Below are 14,439 nucleotides of genomic sequence, written 5' to 3' on the forward strand. Positions count from 1 at the left end.
AAACGCTCCTGACTTTTACTGCATTGTAATATATAACTCTTTTTTACTAAATCCAATTATTATCAATAGGATAAGTTTATGGTGCCGGGAAATTTAAATCTGACCCAGCTTCAGACATTTCTCTGGGTCGCCTCTCTACACAGTTTCCGGAAAACCGCGGAAAAAATGAACACCACGCAACCAGCGATTTCCGCCCGAATTGCGCGACTTGAAGAGACGTTAGGTGTTCGGTTATTCGAACGTGAAACTGGCGTTATCCGTATGACAGCCAAAGGCCTCGAGCTTTTCCCCTATGCGGAAAAGCTTCTCATGACATCTGCGCAACTCGTTGATCGCATTGGTCAGGAAGAAAATCTTACCGGCATTTTACGCCTGGGAGTTTCAGAGACGATTGTACATACATGGCTTCCTGATTTTATTGCCAGCCTGCATCAGAAATTTCCGGCGATAGAGGTGGAAATAATGGTTGATACAACACCCAACCTTCGACAGGAACTCATCGACAGATCACTCGACTTTGCTTTTCTAATGGGCCCGATCTCCGACTTTAAAATAGAAAACCATGATCTTATCGAGTTCGAGGTTATATGGGCTGCCGCACCTTCCCTCAAAATTGACCAAAATATTCCGCTCCCCCTTGACGAACTGGCCAACAATCCTCTCATTACCTATTCCCGAAATACACGCCCTTTTGCGGATCTTGCCCGGCAACTTAGGAAAAACACGGACTTACCTGCGCGTATATTCCCCTGCAGCTCCCTTGCTGCCATCCTGAAAATGGCACTGGATGGTCTTGGGGTGGCGTCTCTCCCCCGCAGGTTGATTGAAAAAGAGCTCGAAAAGGGCACTTTAATTGAAATTGACTGTGACTGGCGTCCACCAAACCTGAAATTCACCGCCTCCTATCCTATGGAACCCTATAACCCGGTAACGGAAAAATTCATCCAACACGCGCTTGAAGTTACCGAGGAATACAAAAAAAAGACCGGAATTGAATAATAAGTCGCGATAAGAATCGATATTTATACCCTCTGCCCTCAATTTCCTAAGTATTGGTCTCATGGTGGAAAATTTGGCAAAAAAAGGCGTATTTACGCTATTATTTAGATTAGCAAACGTATAATATTACAGAATAATGACGAAACCGGGTTGTCGATCGGGATCGCCATTATCACATAATAACCCTCCTGAGGCGGCGGGTTTGAGCATTTGAGTAAAATATAGAGAGAACGATGAGTACTTACGTTTTTTCCGTTTATCATGCTGAAGCGCGGGATGCGCTGAAAAACAATCAGGAACATCCACATATTTCGATGCGCTGGGCCACGCCCTGTCGTTTCGCCATCGAGGCCGAAAATCCTCGGGAAGCGGAAAACTGCATCACAAAGAAATATCCGCATGATAAGGGGTTTGTGACCAGACGTTTGAACTGACAGGCGCGTCTGTTCAAAAAAACTTCAACTGGACGGCTTGTTTACCGTACCATACTGATGTCGCGCGCACCCTGCCGCGATTGAACTATGGCAACGGATAAAAATGACAAAAGAACAAAAAATAATTACCGAGATAAACGGCCCCGTAACCACCATCATTATCAACCGGCCTGAGGTGAGAAACGCCCTGGATCAGGAAACGTCTGACCTGTTGGCGCAGGCCTTTCGCGACTTCGACGCAGATGACTCCCAACGGGTTGGAGTAGTGACGGGCGCAGGCGGCGCCTTTTGTGCCGGTGCGGATTTGAAGGAAAAGGCAACACGGGTGGATTACAAGGCCTGGGCTGGTCATCCGGAAGGTCCCTTTCACGCCCCGCTATCCAAGCCTCTGATTGCTGCTGTGGCGGGCCACGCCTGCGCTGGTGGTATGGGTCTCGCCCTTTACTGCGATATCCGCATTGCAGAAGAAACCGCTATTTTCGGAATTTTCTGCCGCCGTTGGGGTGTCCCGATGAGCGATGGGACCACGGTTCGGCTCCCGCGCGTTATCGGAATGGGGCCAGCACTCGACATGATGCTGACCGGCCGACCTGTCCCCGCAAATGAGGCTCTTTCGATGGGGCTGGCAACACGGGTGGTTCCAACGGGCACCGGGCGCGCAGCGGCGGAAAAACTGGCGCTCCAGATCGCGGAATTCCCGCAAATCGCCATGCTCTCAGACCGCGAAAGCGTTTATATGCAGGAAGGAAAAACAGATGCGGAGGCCATTCATTTCGAAATGGTCGCTGCGGAGGAAGCAAAACAGAAAGAAGCGCAAGTCGGTGCCGCACGCTTTGCCGCGGGTGAAGGCCGACATGGTGACTTCAACAAGCCTTAAGTGACCGGATAACCTTTCCAGGACTTGATCGCCCTAAGCGCAAAAGTTGACCGCATACTCGCCACATGAGGCAGCTTTGCCAGACAGTTGCGATGAATGCGGTCATAATCCGGCACGTTCCGAGCGGCCACCCGGATTATGTAATCTGCCCCTCCCGTTGTCAGATGACATTCGAGAATTTCGTCATAGGTCATGACAGCCTTTTCGAAGAGATTAAGCGTTTCCTGGCTTTGGGACGTCAGGGAGATTTCAACAAAAACGTCAACTTCAAGCCCGAGCGCGTGTTTATCGAGCCGCGCAGCATATCCATCGATAACCCCCGCAGCTTCCAGCATCTTGATGCGGCGATGACAGGCGGAAAGCGAAAGATTGACCTGTCCGGCTATCTCGGAAATCGGCTTGTCAGAGTCGATCTGCAGTTCAGATAATATTTTACGATCAAAGTGATCTATTGAATAATTTCCTGAAATTCGCGTTGAAACCCGGATTTTACACCAGAAAAAGGCATTAAGGAAATAAATTTCGGAAAAAATATCAGCGAGAAAAAGCTATACTTTCCGTATCAATTTATTCTTCTAATTAGGGAGCGAAAGGCATGATCGTTGGAACGCCAAAAGAAATTAAAAACCATGAGTATCGCGTCGGGCTGACGCCGGAAAGTGCCGGAGAGCTCGTCGCGCATGGACATGAAGTGCTAGTTGAGACCGACGCCGGCAAAGGCATTGGTGCCCTCAATGACGCCTATGAAACAGTTGGCGCGAAGATCGTCGACACAGCAGAAGAAATATTCGCCCGTGCGGATATGGTCGTTAAAGTAAAAGAACCACAACCGGCTGAACGCGCCATGCTGCGCGAAGGCCAGATCCTTTATACCTACCTCCACCTCGCTCCCGATCCGGAACAAACCCATGACCTGGTTAAATCCGGTGCCGTCTGCATCGCTTATGAAACAGTAACAGACAACAATGGCGGCCTCCCTCTCCTGAAACCCATGAGCCAGGTTGCAGGCCGCATGTCCGTGCAGGCGGGCGCCACAGCACTTGAAAAAGCCCATGGTGGGCGCGGTGTTTTGCTCGGCGGTGTGCCGGGCGTTGCACCGGGTAAAGTTGTCATCATCGGTGGCGGCGTTGTCGGCTTTAACGCGGCGCAGATGGCCATTGGCCTTCATGCGGATGTCACCATCCTCGATCGCAATCCGTTGACCCTAGAGCGACTGGAAAACCACTTTGAATCCTCCGCCAAGGTTATCTACTCCACCAACGCCCTGCTTGAACGACTGGTGATGGAGGCTGATCTTGTCATCGGCGCGGTACTTATTCCGGGCGCGGCGGCACCAAAACTGGTGACCAAGGAGATGCTGAAGACCATGGAGGACGGATCGGTCATTGTCGATGTCGCGATCGATCAGGGCGGCTGTTTTGAAACCTCCAAAGCAACCACCCACGCGGATCCGACCTATGTGATCGACGGTGTTGTTCATTATTGCGTCGCCAATATGCCAGGCGGCGTTGCCCGCACCTCAACCTACGCACTCAACAATGTCACCCTGCCCCATGCTCTTAAAATTGCGGACAAAGGCTGGAAACAAGCACTGAAAAGCGATCCACATCTCGCGAATGGCCTCAATGTATGGAACGGCAAGATCACTTGCGAACCCGTCGCGCATGACCTCGGTCTGGACTTTACGCCGGTTGACGTCGCGCTTCAGGGCTGAGAGGCCGGATTGCAATAAGGGGATGCGCTATAGGCCGTCGGGTTTGCCATTCACTGGCACATCCCCTTGATTAGTTCTTGCGATGGGAACGATAACTGGGCCCTTTTCGGCCAAGCCATGAAACGCCCGAATGCCATAGCATCGGGCAAGATTGTCTGCCGTCAAGACGTCTTTGGCGGCGCCCTCCGCCGCAATGACAGTATTGTGCAACAACACAAGCCTGTCGCAATTACGCGCGGCGAGGGTCAGGTCATGCATCACAACAACGACACTCTTACCCGAATGTGCGAGATGTGAGAGTCGGTCCATCACATCGATAGCATGGCCAGGGTCTAGCCCGCTGATCGGCTCATCTGCCAGCAGAACATCGGGCTCACCTGCCATCGCCCGCGCGAGAAGTACGCGGGACCGCTCCCCTCCGGATAATTGCTCGACCGGACGGTGACGGAATTCAAGGATATCACAAGCCTCCATTGCCCGCGTGACCGCCTGCCGATCAACATCAGTCAGGGCACGCCATCGCCCTTGATGCGGGAGGCGTCCGAGTGCGACCAGCGCTTGCACCGTTACATCCCAGTGAATTTCCCCTGATTGCGGAAGATAGGACAGTGACCGGGCAAGTATTTCAGGGTCGACCTGATGGCGTGGGCGGCCATCAATATAAATGTCCCCCTTGTCCGGATCCAGCAGTCCGGCAATACAGCGAAGAAGCGTTGTCTTTCCCGAACCGTTCGGACCAATCAGTCCCACAATTTCTCCGTTACTGATGTTTAGTGTAATCTCATCAAGAACTTTACGCTGGCCGAAGGATTTGGAGAGCGACCTTATCGATACTGGCGTCATGAAAGCTCCTTCCTCTGACGCAGAACAAGATATAGGAAGAACGGCGCGCCGATCAGGGCTGTCAGAACACCAATTTTGAGCTCACGACCGGGGGATAGCAGCCGTACGGCCACATCCGCAGTCAGGGTCAAGGCAGCTCCGCCAAAGGTGCTTGCAGGCAAAAGACGGCTGGGACGGTTTCCCGTCAAACGGCGAAGTAAATGCGGAACAACCAGCCCGACAAATCCGATGGCACCGGCCACTGATGTTGCCGCGCCAACAGATAGTGCCGTGCCAAAAATAAGCCGTCGCCGAACTTTACCTAGATTAAAACCCATCGTCTGCGCCGCGTCCTCCCCCAGTGTTAAAGCATCAAGCGGTCGCGCGATCGTCATCAAGACAAGGCAGCCTAGAGAGATAAATGGTGCCGACAGCCAGACATGCTCAAAACTCCGATCGGCGAGCGACCCCATCAGCCAGAACATGATCTCCAGCGCGGCGAAGGGGTTCTCCGCCATATTCAAAGCAAGGGACGTAAGGGCTGCGGCAAAGCTAGTCACCGCAACACCCGCCAGTATAAACGTTAGCGGGCTATTTGATCGACCCGCAAGGAGGTGTGCAACCAAAACGCCTAACCCTGCGCCCAGCACCCCCCAGCGGCAGGGCGAGCGCAAATAACCCGGCAAGACCGAAATAAAAGGCAATCACCGCCCCGAGGGACGCAGAAGCCGACACACCGATAATGCCCGGCTCCGCCAGCGGGTTGCGCAAGTATCCCTGAAGCGCGGCTCCCGTCAAGCCCAGCGTCGCCCCAACCATCAGGCCCAATATGGCGCGAGGAAGTCTTATCTCGAAGAATATCAGCGACGCCGTCCCGGCCTCACCTGAGAAGATTGCGCGTAGAAGTTCAAATGGATTTATCGATGCTGGCCCCACCAGCAGTGATGCCAAGAAGGCAACAATGACCGCTATCGCCAATACGAAAAACAAAATTGGTATTCTGATTAAATATTGCTCTTTTCGCATCACCGACGGCTCACTTCTGATCTACTTTTCGGTAGGACATAATCTTCGACTTGATGGCATGTAATTCGGCAATGGCATCGGCAATAACAGGTGTTCCGCATACCCACAAATTCGACGGAATACGGATCCGTGAATGATCAGCGAACATCTTTCGCAGGGCCGGGTGATGTAAATTTTCTGTCGCCATCGCCGGTTTATCCCGCTGTGCGTCCAATATCAGCAAATCCGGCATCGACGTTATCAATGTTTCAAGAGACACTTGCCCGGTCCCTCGGATGCCGAGCTCACTGCCAAGATTTCGAAACCCTGCCGCCTTCACTACCGAGCTTGCCAGCGTCCCTTCCCCCGATGTAAAACCGTTTGCCCAATAGAGTGCCGCCATCGGCGCGTCTGCCTCGTTCCCCGGCATGTCAGCGGATGGCAGTTTATTATCGAATTCTGCGACCAAGGCTCTGCCGCGCTCTGATGCGCCAACTGCCTCCGCAACAGTTTTAATGTTCGCTCTGATATCGTTCAAACTGGTCGCAATGGGAAGCACTATCACCCGATAGCCCAGTTTACGCAAAAGAAACACGGTCGGGCGAGTTGTATATTCCCCGGCGAGAATGAGGTCCGGCTCAAGTTGCAATATCTCCTCAGACAATCCGTGATTTTTAGGCAAACCCGCTGCCTGCTCCGCCATCATGGATGTCTCCTGATCCGTGGCGAGATTGCTCAGCGATACGATCTGTTGCCGATCCGCCAAAAGGAGGAGAAGCTGATCCGCACAAACATTCATAGACACAATCCGCTCTGGCTTCGCCATGCCGCTCCCTGGCAGAAATACCGCCAGGGAGAGACCGAGAAAGGCCCGCTGCAAGCAAATAAATAGACTATTTCCCGCCATTATCAGAAGGGCCCGAATTTAATATGGAGACCGGCGAAAAACGAAATTCCCGGAGATCCATAACCATAGACTTCCTGATAGTCTTCGTTCAGAAGATTTTCCCCGCGCATATAAACCTCCGCTCCTTCTGCAAACTCATAGGATGCCGCCAGATTGACAAGAGTATAGCTATCCAGATCAACTGTTCGCGTCGCCACGGGGAAATAGCTGTCATAGACAATATCACTCTGCTTACCGTTATATTGAAGACTCAAATTGAGGTTGGCAGGTCTCTCCATAACATCGAAACTGTAGTTTCCGATGAGGCTGGCGATATGTTTGGGCCGCCGGACAAGCGCCGTCCCCATTGCGTCCTTCCCATTTGTGTAGGTATAGGAAGCATCGAGACGTATGTTCTCGAACGGCTCGGTCGAGGCAGTAAACTCCATACCTTGTATCCGGCTTGTGCCGGCAAGATTAACGGCTGTATTCCCGCTGCCTTGAATAAGATTCTCAATGCGATTGCTGAAATAGGTCACGTCAAGAATCAGTTTGTCATCCAGAAAAGCCTGTTCGACACCCGCGTCCCATCCGAACCCTTCCTCAGGCTTCAAGTTAGGGTTGCCGGTGAAACCGGGCGTGGAGCCGAACAATTCAAACAATGTCGGGTTTTTAACCGCCCGGCCAAAGCTGCTATGCAAACGGGTTGCGGTTTCATCAAATAAATAGGCAGCCGTCCCGCGATAAGTGGTCTGATTGTCGAAGAGATTATCATTGTCATCATAACGCAGCGCGCCGGACAGAAATAGATTTTCCCATAAGCTGACCCGGTATTCCGTTGAGTAACCGTAATTCACGATGTTCACAGTATTGGGGCCGGAGAAACCACTGTTGGTGTATTGCTCCTCCTCATCGCGTTCAACCGCGAAGGTAGCCGTATGGTCGGCGTTTGCAAAATCCGGTGTCGAGAAATAATAATCCGACTGATAGCCATAGGTGATCCGCTTGCCTTCCGATGTATAGGTGGTCGCCCCCGCTCCGTTTAGATAGTCCGTTTTATCGTCCATATAGCTCATCTTGACCAGTTGGTCCCAGGCACCATCGGCGAGAGTTAGTTTTGCGCTGGTCAAGCCGTATCTTTGCAGGGACTGAGAGCTGTCTTCGCCATCGATCGTGTTGACCACAACGGCGGAGGCATCACTATCCAGATCACTGTCGACAATCATGCCCACCGCTTTAATTTCAAGGTTCTCGATGGGCTTGACGCTGATTTTGAGGCGACCGGTCGTATTATCATAACCGTCCTTCTCGGTATTGCCGTTTTTCTCATCGGCCACAGAGATGCCATGCGTAATATACCGCTCGACCGTACCGGAAATGGTGAATTTATCACTTCCATAGCCCATATCGACCTGCCCGTCCTTCGTAGAGAAAGAGCCAAACTCCCCACGGGTGGAAAGGGTGAAACCGGGTTCGGGGTCCTTGGTGATAATATTCACCACGCCGCCAATAGCATCACTGCCGTAAATCGCGCTTTGCGGTCCACGCAGCACTTCGATCCGCGCAATCCCCGCGTTCAGGATATTCGCAAAGTTGAACTCCGATCCCGAAGCCGGGTTATTGACTTCTATCCCATCGATCAGGACAAGCGTCTGGTTTGCTTCCGCTCCTCGAATGCGGATTTGCGTCTGGCTGCCAACCGGCCCTGTGCGATTAACGGCGATACCCGGCACATCCCGTAGAACATCTGAGACGATCCTCACTTGCCGTTTTTCCAACTCATCTGCTGTGATGACCGTGACGGCGCTACCAATTTCCATAGACGGCAGCGGCGTACGGCTTGCCGAGACGACAATTTCGGGCATGAGTTGGGTTGTGTCATCCGCCATGACCGACATGGCGATAATGATCGCAAGGAAACTGCCGGAGGCAAGGCGGACGGGAATAGGTTTCTTCTTTTTTAAGTAATCAAACATTGCTGATCCCTCTTGTTTCTTAAAAGACAAGTAAGGGCAAACAGCGACATTGCCGCTTGCGCCTGACGACGAAGAAACACAGTGCGATCAGATAGAAAACTTCAAGTCCGCATAAAACGGACAAATGGCTTTCAGCAATTGAGGAAAATAGAATTCAAATCCAAAACCCCGATAGCAACGCATTCCTGCGCGCCACCACAAACGGGTTTCCGTCCCACGAGCACACCCCGTACAGTGGTCGAGTAGCGCTTACGACGGCAGGTCTCCTGGCTCACAGGTCATTGCGTTTCCCAGCCTTCCCAGTTTCCCAGTGGCTTTTTCGGGCACGCTCTCTGTTCACAGTTGCGGGGGCAGCCAAGGTGTAAAACAGCCTGAATTCAGTCAGGCTGGTCAGTCCCTGTTCCCTTTTTCATCCATGAATGGAACCATCGCTGAGATAGTAATTGCATCAGCGTTTTTTATAAGTCAAGCAACAAGAAATCATTCTGGTACTGTTAGAAATGAAACGTCACATCAAGCTGCCTGCCGTCGATCACGAGACAATTTGCCGCAGCTAATGACTACTAATACTAAAACAACCCGGTTTCCCTAAATTTACAGAGGCAAATGGATGCGCTTTGCGCAAAACCAGAGGCTCGGCCCTTCAAACCGCGACTTGACAAAACATGTCTCTGTTTGCGTATTAGTTGCGAATCTTAACCCTTGGGAAGGCGTCCTCGTGATCGAATATGTAATATCGCTCTATGATAAAGGCGGCCCCGTAATCGCTATTCTGGCTGTTCTTTCCGTGGTGGCATTGTCAGTAGCCCTGCAAAAGCTCTGGCTCTTTACATCAACGGGCTTGGGTCGACATGAAAAAATCCGGGAAGCCATGCTGCTCTGGAAACGCAATCAAGGACTGCAGGCGATCGAGCTCCTTCAGGCACAAAAGAGCCCGACCGCAATGACCGTGCGCCATACGTTGCAAGGTCTCTATTATTCGCCAGATCGGCAGGCACTTGTCCGAGAGGATATTGATCGCGTCGCCGGGGAGGAACTTGCCAAGGCACGCAAGGGAATTCGATTGCTGGAAACAATCGCCCAGATCGCGCCTCTGCTGGGCCTGTTCGGGACAATTCTCGGAATGATCGAAGCTTTTCAGGCCCTGCAATCCGCAGGTGCAAATGTTGACCCTTCGGCGCTAGCCGGGGGAATATGGGTCGCGCTGCTGACAACGGCGGCGGGCCTCGCCCTCGCGATCCCGGCTTCCATGGTGGCAACCTGGTTTGATACTTTGGTCGATGCAGAGCAGCAGGCAATTGAAAGCATGGTCACATCCCTCCTGACTGGTGAAATTACCGCCGTTTCTCTTAACCAATCTACCTCCGGCCTTTCTGCGACGCTCACCGCTGATCATGCGAATTCGTAACGGCAAGAAGCGCAAAAACCTAATCGGTCTTACATCGCTTATCGATGTAATATTCCTGTTACTTCTGTTTTTCATGCTGTCGTCGACCTTCACAAAATTTACCGAGTTCACACTCTCCGCCGCAACGGCTGGTCCTGCCCAGGAGAAAACAGAAAAGCCCATCATAATTTTCGCCCATCTTGACGGGCGGTTTGAAATTGAGGGGATTTCGATAAGCGCAAGCGCGCTGAAAAACCGCGTGCAAGAGCAAACCGAGGAAGGTCGCACCAGCGCCGTCCTTGCTCCGGATAAAAAAATGCCGACGCAACAGCTTGTTACGATTCTGGAAACCCTTGAGCAAACAGATTTGCAATCTGTTTCTTTGGCGCGCTGACATGAAAATAACCACGCCCAAAGAAAAGCGCGCCCTGCCCGAGAATACGATTGCGCTCATCAATGTTGTCTTTCTAATGCTGATCTTTTTCCTGATCGTCGGGACGGTCGCCGCCCCTCTTTCCAAAGATCTTCAGCCCGCCTGGACGAGCCAGCGCCCTCTGGTCCCCCCACATCCACAGGTGATAGAAATCAACGCGATCGGGGAGATTTCCTATCAGGGAAAGACCGTCGCATTAGACCGTCTTGGTTCGACTGCCCGTCAGATTTTGACAAAAGATGGCGACGAAATTTTCATCAAGCTTGCGGCAGATCACGAATTGGAAGCAGGTCGCCTCATCGAAATTCTGGAGGTACTGAAAGCCGTGAAAGTCGGCAATATCCGCTTGGTGACCCTCGACAAGGTGGCGTCAAAATGACCGCCCTTTTGCTTCGCCAACCAACTTTCTTGCTGCTCTCAACCGGATTGCATGTCATTGGTATTATGGGGTTAGTTGCCTGGCAAAGCGCACCCCCGTCGCTCGCCATGCCGAAGGGCCGGATTACGCTTACGGTCGGCCAATTACCCGCGGTGAACAGCCCACCGAATACGGAGCCTGCGCCGACGTCCGAGCCTGAGGCGGCATCCCCCAAGCCTAAAGAAGTGACGGTCTTCCCGATCCAACCAAAGGTGATTGAAGCCGTTCCCACATTACCCGTAGTCCCGAATAAAAAGGTCATCCCAATAACGCCACCGAAGGAGACAGTACCCCTCCCCGTTCTAGTCAGCAAAAAGCGGGAACCTGTTAAACCGCTGCCCGTCCCGCCGCGACCGATACCCTTGAAACAGACAGTTAAAAACAAACAACCTGCCCCACAGAGTCCACAGAAGACAAAAGCTGTCCAGCCCGTTGAAATTCCACAGAAGGCGACAACAGGTGGTCAGAAAATTGCAGCAAGCCATCCCGGAGTAGCGGACGGCAGTTCGATCGGCAACAGCGAGACCAGTGCGTATCGCGATACCGTTCGGGCCGAACTTGCACGGAACAAATATTACCCCCGCGCTGCGAAGTTGCGGCGGCAGGAGGGTGTTGTTCATATTGAATTTACCCTGACATCAAATGGTGCGTTACAGAATCTTAAAATCTTCAAATCTTCAGGATCAAGGGCGCTGGATGAGGCAACCTTGAAAATGGTGCGAAAGGCGGCCCCGTTCGATCCCTTTCCATCAACCATCCCGGAGGCGGCTTTGGAATTCAAATTTCCGGTCAGGTATAATTTCGAATGACAGGGCATATGAGGAAACGGAATTACATATGGTCTTCAACGCATCTTGCGGCGAACGCAGGTCGTGTTTATGAGAACGATCATGTTCGATAATAGATTTCGGAAAAATATAACTCTTTTGATGCTCCTCACGTTCCTTGCGAACGCGGTGATGCCAGCCCTTGCCCTTGGCGCATCAAACATCGAACAAGCTACCGACAACCCCGAGCTATCGCAGTTGGAGAAGCTGGTTGGTGAGCGTTTCCTCATCTGTACCCCGGAAGGGATCAAATGGGTAACCTGGGCCGATCTTCAGGATGCCAACGTCCAGACTGACCCCGGATCGCACCCAAGATGTGCGCTCTGCGTCCTACCGACCTTTGGCACGACGGTCGGGAATATTTTATTCGACGGAACGCCGATACCAATCCTTCGCATAGCGAAGGCCGACCCTTTTATTTCCATCGCAAATGATGCTCATTTCGATCTGTTTCGCATTCGCGGTACTTTTTCTCGCGCGCCACCCCACAGCCTCTGATCACAGCAAGAATTTCAAATGACATTAAGCCCGGCCAGGCGACTGGCTGCGGCGTGTGAACTTGTGAGGCAAAATGAAAACAAGAACTTTAATGCTGGGCGTCAGTCTGGCTGCCCTAAGTGTATGGCCAATCAGCGCCGAGGAAAAAGCACCGCTCGAAAAGGAAATTACGGTCACAACGACCGATGAAAGCAGCAGTTCCATTACGGTGCCAGGAAATGAAGACGCGCGGATGATCATCAATCGAACCCCCGGCGCTGTCGATCTGGTTGAAGGGACTGAGATCGAGAGCCAGCTCAATATGAGTTACGAAGATACCCTCTCACTGGTCCCCGGCGTCAGCGCCAAGAAGCGCTATGGCGAGGAAGTGCGCCTTTCCATCCGAGGTTCTGGCGTTTCCCGAGGGTTTCACCTTCGTGGCATCAAGCTGACGCAGGATGGCATACCATTCAATCTCGCGGATGGATCCGCGGATTTTCAGGAACTGGACCCCGAAATCACCCAGCGGATTGAAGTCTATAAAGGTGCAAATGCCCTGCAATATGGCGGGACCAGTCTCGGCGGCGCGGTTAACACCGTCACAAAAACAGGCCGCACGAATCTAGGGCTGGAATTCAACCTGATGGGCGGTTCCTACGACACCTATCGCGGCAATATTCAGGGCGGCATGGCGACTGAAAAATATGACGCATATGGGAGTGTGACGGGAACAACCAGTTCGGGGTTTCGCGATCATGAGGATCAGGAAAACCTTAAGCTGAACGGGAATGTCGGCATCAGATTGAGCGACGGTGTCGAGACGCGCTTTTACCTCAGTGCGAACAACATAAATCAGGAACTTCCCGCCAGTGTCAGCCGATATGACGCCCTACATGACCCAAAATCGGTTGATCCGTCTGCGATCACATCTGACTGGCAGCGGGATATCCGTTCTGTCCGCCTTTCTAATAAAACATCCTGGATATTCGGGGATGACGAGCAGATCGATGTCGGCGTTTTCGTGAATTACAAGGATCTCTTCCATCCGATCACGCCCTTTGTCGGGATAATAGATCAGAAAAGTTGGGACTATGGAGCCTTCTCCGAATTTAGTGGCAGCACTGAAATCGGCGGATACAGGAACAGCTATCGCATCGGGTTAATCGGCCAGCTCGGGAATACCGACGCGGACGTCTACCAGAACATAAATGGCTCACGTGGTGCCCTCACCTCGGACACGGATCAGAGAGCTACCGATATCGTGCTTTATGGGGAGAATACGTTCTACATTTCGCCTGAAGTTTCCATCATTACAGGGGCCCAGCTTACCAGCGCCGGTCGCAAGGTTACGGATTATACAAATCCGGCGGAAAGCGACAGCAAGACCTATAACTCCATCAATCCCAAGATTGGGGTAATGTATGAGCCCACCGAAAATCTTCAGTTTTTTGGAAATGTCAGTCACAGCATTGAAGCGCCGACATTCTCGGAGCTCACACAGGGAGGCACTGTTGGCTTTACCCCGGTTGAAGCGCAGAAAGCCTGGACGGCGGAAATTGGTACCCGTGGCAATATCGGCATCGTCGAATGGGATGCCGCGCTCTATCGTGCCTGGTTGAAGGATGAAATGCTACAGTTCACCACTGGCCCTAGTATTCCCGCCAGCACCTTTAATGCGGATCGGACAATCCATCAGGGGGTGGAGCTTGGCTTTGACGTCAATGTGGCGAATGACCTGATGACAAAGGGGGACAGTCTCGTCTGGCGTAGCAGCTATACCTATTCAGACTTTTATTTCGAAGGGGATGCCCAGTATGGCGATAACCATATCCCCGGTATCGCGGATCATTTCTATCAGAGTGAATTAAAATATGATCACAATGGGGAATGGTTTATTGCGCCGGGAATCGAAGTTTCCGGCAGCGCCTATGTAGACTATGAAAACACGATCGAAGCCCCAGGCTATCTGCTGGTGAATTTCTCTGCCGGTTATACGGTCAGTGACAATGTGTCTCTGTTTCTGGATGCCCGGAACCTGCTGGATCGGCGATATATCTCCACCTACAGCACCATCATAAATGGTGCCGGGAATACCAACGTGTATTACCCCGGCGAAGGCCGTCGCGCGTTTATTGGCCTCAAGGCTCAACTCTAGATCAGGGAACTGCCGCCCCACCTCCTTTT

Annotated in this window: 14 protein-coding genes, 1 pseudogene and 1 riboswitch; of the genes and pseudogenes, 10 read left to right on the top strand and 5 right to left on the bottom strand. The window is 52.2% G+C overall.

Annotated features, from left to right (window positions below):
• Window positions 1-78: 78 nt before the first annotated feature.
• The 3 genes from AC0L73_RS01735 to AC0L73_RS01745 all read left to right on the top strand — a co-directional run bounded on the left by AC0L73_RS01735 (window position 79) and on the right by AC0L73_RS01745 (window position 2,310).
• Window positions 79-999: a LysR family transcriptional regulator gene (locus tag AC0L73_RS01735; RefSeq protein ID WP_227952249.1), complete on the top strand. Its 921-nt coding sequence runs from the start codon at window positions 79-81 to the stop codon at window positions 997-999.
• Between the two features lie 233 nt (window positions 1,000-1,232).
• Window positions 1,233-1,433: a hypothetical protein gene (locus tag AC0L73_RS01740; protein ID WP_227952250.1), complete on the top strand. Its 201-nt coding sequence runs from the start codon at window positions 1,233-1,235 to the stop codon at window positions 1,431-1,433.
• A 103-nt stretch (window positions 1,434-1,536) separates the two neighbouring features.
• Window positions 1,537-2,310, top strand: coding sequence for a crotonase/enoyl-CoA hydratase family protein (locus AC0L73_RS01745; RefSeq protein ID WP_473654719.1), 774 nt, complete (start codon window positions 1,537-1,539; stop codon window positions 2,308-2,310).
• Here AC0L73_RS01745 and AC0L73_RS01750 read toward each other — a convergent pair.
• Window positions 2,307-2,843: an Lrp/AsnC family transcriptional regulator gene (locus tag AC0L73_RS01750; RefSeq protein WP_321576149.1), complete on the bottom strand. Its 537-nt coding sequence runs from the start codon at window positions 2,841-2,843 to the stop codon at window positions 2,307-2,309. The two genes, AC0L73_RS01745 and AC0L73_RS01750, sit on opposite strands and share 4 nt — an antisense overlap.
• A gap of 62 nt (window positions 2,844-2,905) precedes the next feature.
• On the opposite strand from AC0L73_RS01750, the gene ald reads away from it, so the two are divergent.
• Window positions 2,906-4,024, top strand: a complete 1,119-nt coding sequence (gene ald, locus AC0L73_RS01755; RefSeq protein ID WP_473654720.1) for an alanine dehydrogenase — start codon at window positions 2,906-2,908, stop codon at window positions 4,022-4,024.
• Window positions 4,025-4,051: 27 nt separating this feature from the next.
• Here the strand turns inward: ald and AC0L73_RS01760 are convergent, their stop codons facing one another.
• The 4 genes and pseudogenes from AC0L73_RS01760 to AC0L73_RS01775 form a co-directional block, all read right to left on the bottom strand.
• Window positions 4,052-4,867: an ABC transporter ATP-binding protein gene (locus AC0L73_RS01760; RefSeq protein ID WP_473654721.1), complete on the bottom strand. Its 816-nt coding sequence runs from the start codon at window positions 4,865-4,867 to the stop codon at window positions 4,052-4,054.
• Window positions 4,864-5,872 (bottom strand): annotated as a pseudogene (locus AC0L73_RS01765) (FecCD family ABC transporter permease). The gene AC0L73_RS01760 and the pseudogene AC0L73_RS01765 overlap by 4 nt, the downstream one beginning before the upstream one ends.
• Window positions 5,873-5,882: 10 nt before the next feature.
• Window positions 5,883-6,677, bottom strand: coding sequence for an ABC transporter substrate-binding protein (locus tag AC0L73_RS01770; protein ID WP_473654722.1), 795 nt, complete (start codon window positions 6,675-6,677; stop codon window positions 5,883-5,885).
• Between the two features lie 83 nt (window positions 6,678-6,760).
• Window positions 6,761-8,713 carry a TonB-dependent receptor plug domain-containing protein gene (locus AC0L73_RS01775; RefSeq protein ID WP_473654723.1) on the bottom strand — a complete coding sequence of 651 codons (1,953 nt, stop codon included), beginning with the start codon at window positions 8,711-8,713 and terminating at the stop codon, window positions 6,761-6,763.
• A 239-nt stretch (window positions 8,714-8,952) separates the two neighbouring features.
• Window positions 8,953-9,158, bottom strand: a riboswitch (cobalamin riboswitch).
• Window positions 9,159-9,431: 273 nt separating this feature from the next.
• Between AC0L73_RS01775 and AC0L73_RS01780 the strand changes: the two genes are divergently transcribed.
• The 6 genes from AC0L73_RS01780 to AC0L73_RS01805 all read left to right on the top strand — a co-directional run bounded on the left by AC0L73_RS01780 (window position 9,432) and on the right by AC0L73_RS01805 (window position 14,410).
• Window positions 9,432-10,121 carry a MotA/TolQ/ExbB proton channel family protein gene (locus tag AC0L73_RS01780; RefSeq protein WP_227952257.1) on the top strand — a complete coding sequence of 230 codons (690 nt, stop codon included), beginning with the start codon at window positions 9,432-9,434 and terminating at the stop codon, window positions 10,119-10,121.
• A complete protein-coding gene (locus AC0L73_RS01785; RefSeq protein WP_227952258.1) occupies window positions 10,108-10,494 on the top strand; it encodes an ExbD/TolR family protein in 387 nt (128 codons plus the stop codon). Before AC0L73_RS01780 ends, AC0L73_RS01785 begins: the two co-directional genes overlap by 14 nt.
• A 1-nt stretch (window position 10,495) precedes the next feature.
• On the top strand, window positions 10,496-10,912 hold the full coding sequence (locus AC0L73_RS01790) for an ExbD/TolR family protein (RefSeq protein WP_227952259.1): 417 nt from the start codon (window positions 10,496-10,498) through the stop codon (window positions 10,910-10,912).
• Window positions 10,909-11,760: an energy transducer TonB gene (locus tag AC0L73_RS01795; protein ID WP_227952260.1), complete on the top strand. Its 852-nt coding sequence runs from the start codon at window positions 10,909-10,911 to the stop codon at window positions 11,758-11,760. The genes AC0L73_RS01790 and AC0L73_RS01795 overlap by 4 nt, the downstream gene beginning before the upstream one ends.
• A gap of 81 nt (window positions 11,761-11,841) precedes the next feature.
• Entirely contained in the window at window positions 11,842-12,276 is a 435-nt protein-coding gene (locus AC0L73_RS01800; RefSeq protein ID WP_227952261.1) for a hypothetical protein, read from the top strand.
• 73 nt (window positions 12,277-12,349) lie between these two features.
• Window positions 12,350-14,410 (top strand): TonB-dependent receptor family protein, encoded by a 2,061-nt coding sequence (locus tag AC0L73_RS01805; protein WP_473654724.1) that lies wholly within the window; start codon window positions 12,350-12,352, stop codon window positions 14,408-14,410.
• Window positions 14,411-14,439: the final 29 nt, after the last annotated feature.

The sequence above is a fragment of the Sneathiella sp. D3-11 genome, assembly GCF_055809395.1.

Bases quoted from the DNA above. Each gene is read 5' to 3' on its own strand.
- AC0L73_RS01760 (WP_473654721.1), bottom strand. From the start codon at position 4,867: ATGACGCCAGTATCGATAAGGTCGCTCTCCAAATCCTTCGGCCAGCGT.
- AC0L73_RS01790 (WP_227952259.1), top strand. From the start codon at position 10,496: ATGAAAATAACCACGCCCAAAGAAAAGCGCGCCCTGCCCGAGAATACG.
- ald (WP_473654720.1), top strand. From the start codon at position 2,906: ATGATCGTTGGAACGCCAAAAGAAATTAAAAACCATGAGTATCGCGTC.
- AC0L73_RS01795 (WP_227952260.1), top strand. From the start codon at position 10,909: ATGACCGCCCTTTTGCTTCGCCAACCAACTTTCTTGCTGCTCTCAACC.
- AC0L73_RS01805 (WP_473654724.1), top strand. From the start codon at position 12,350: ATGAAAACAAGAACTTTAATGCTGGGCGTCAGTCTGGCTGCCCTAAGT.
- AC0L73_RS01745 (WP_473654719.1), top strand. From the start codon at position 1,537: ATGACAAAAGAACAAAAAATAATTACCGAGATAAACGGCCCCGTAACC.
- AC0L73_RS01770 (WP_473654722.1), bottom strand. From the start codon at position 6,677: ATGGCGAAGCCAGAGCGGATTGTGTCTATGAATGTTTGTGCGGATCAG.
- AC0L73_RS01740 (WP_227952250.1), top strand. From the start codon at position 1,233: ATGAGTACTTACGTTTTTTCCGTTTATCATGCTGAAGCGCGGGATGCG.
- AC0L73_RS01775 (WP_473654723.1), bottom strand. From the start codon at position 8,713: ATGTTTGATTACTTAAAAAAGAAGAAACCTATTCCCGTCCGCCTTGCC.
- AC0L73_RS01785 (WP_227952258.1), top strand. From the start codon at position 10,108: ATGCGAATTCGTAACGGCAAGAAGCGCAAAAACCTAATCGGTCTTACA.
- AC0L73_RS01735 (WP_227952249.1), top strand. From the start codon at position 79: ATGGTGCCGGGAAATTTAAATCTGACCCAGCTTCAGACATTTCTCTGG.
- AC0L73_RS01800 (WP_227952261.1), top strand. From the start codon at position 11,842: ATGTTCGATAATAGATTTCGGAAAAATATAACTCTTTTGATGCTCCTC.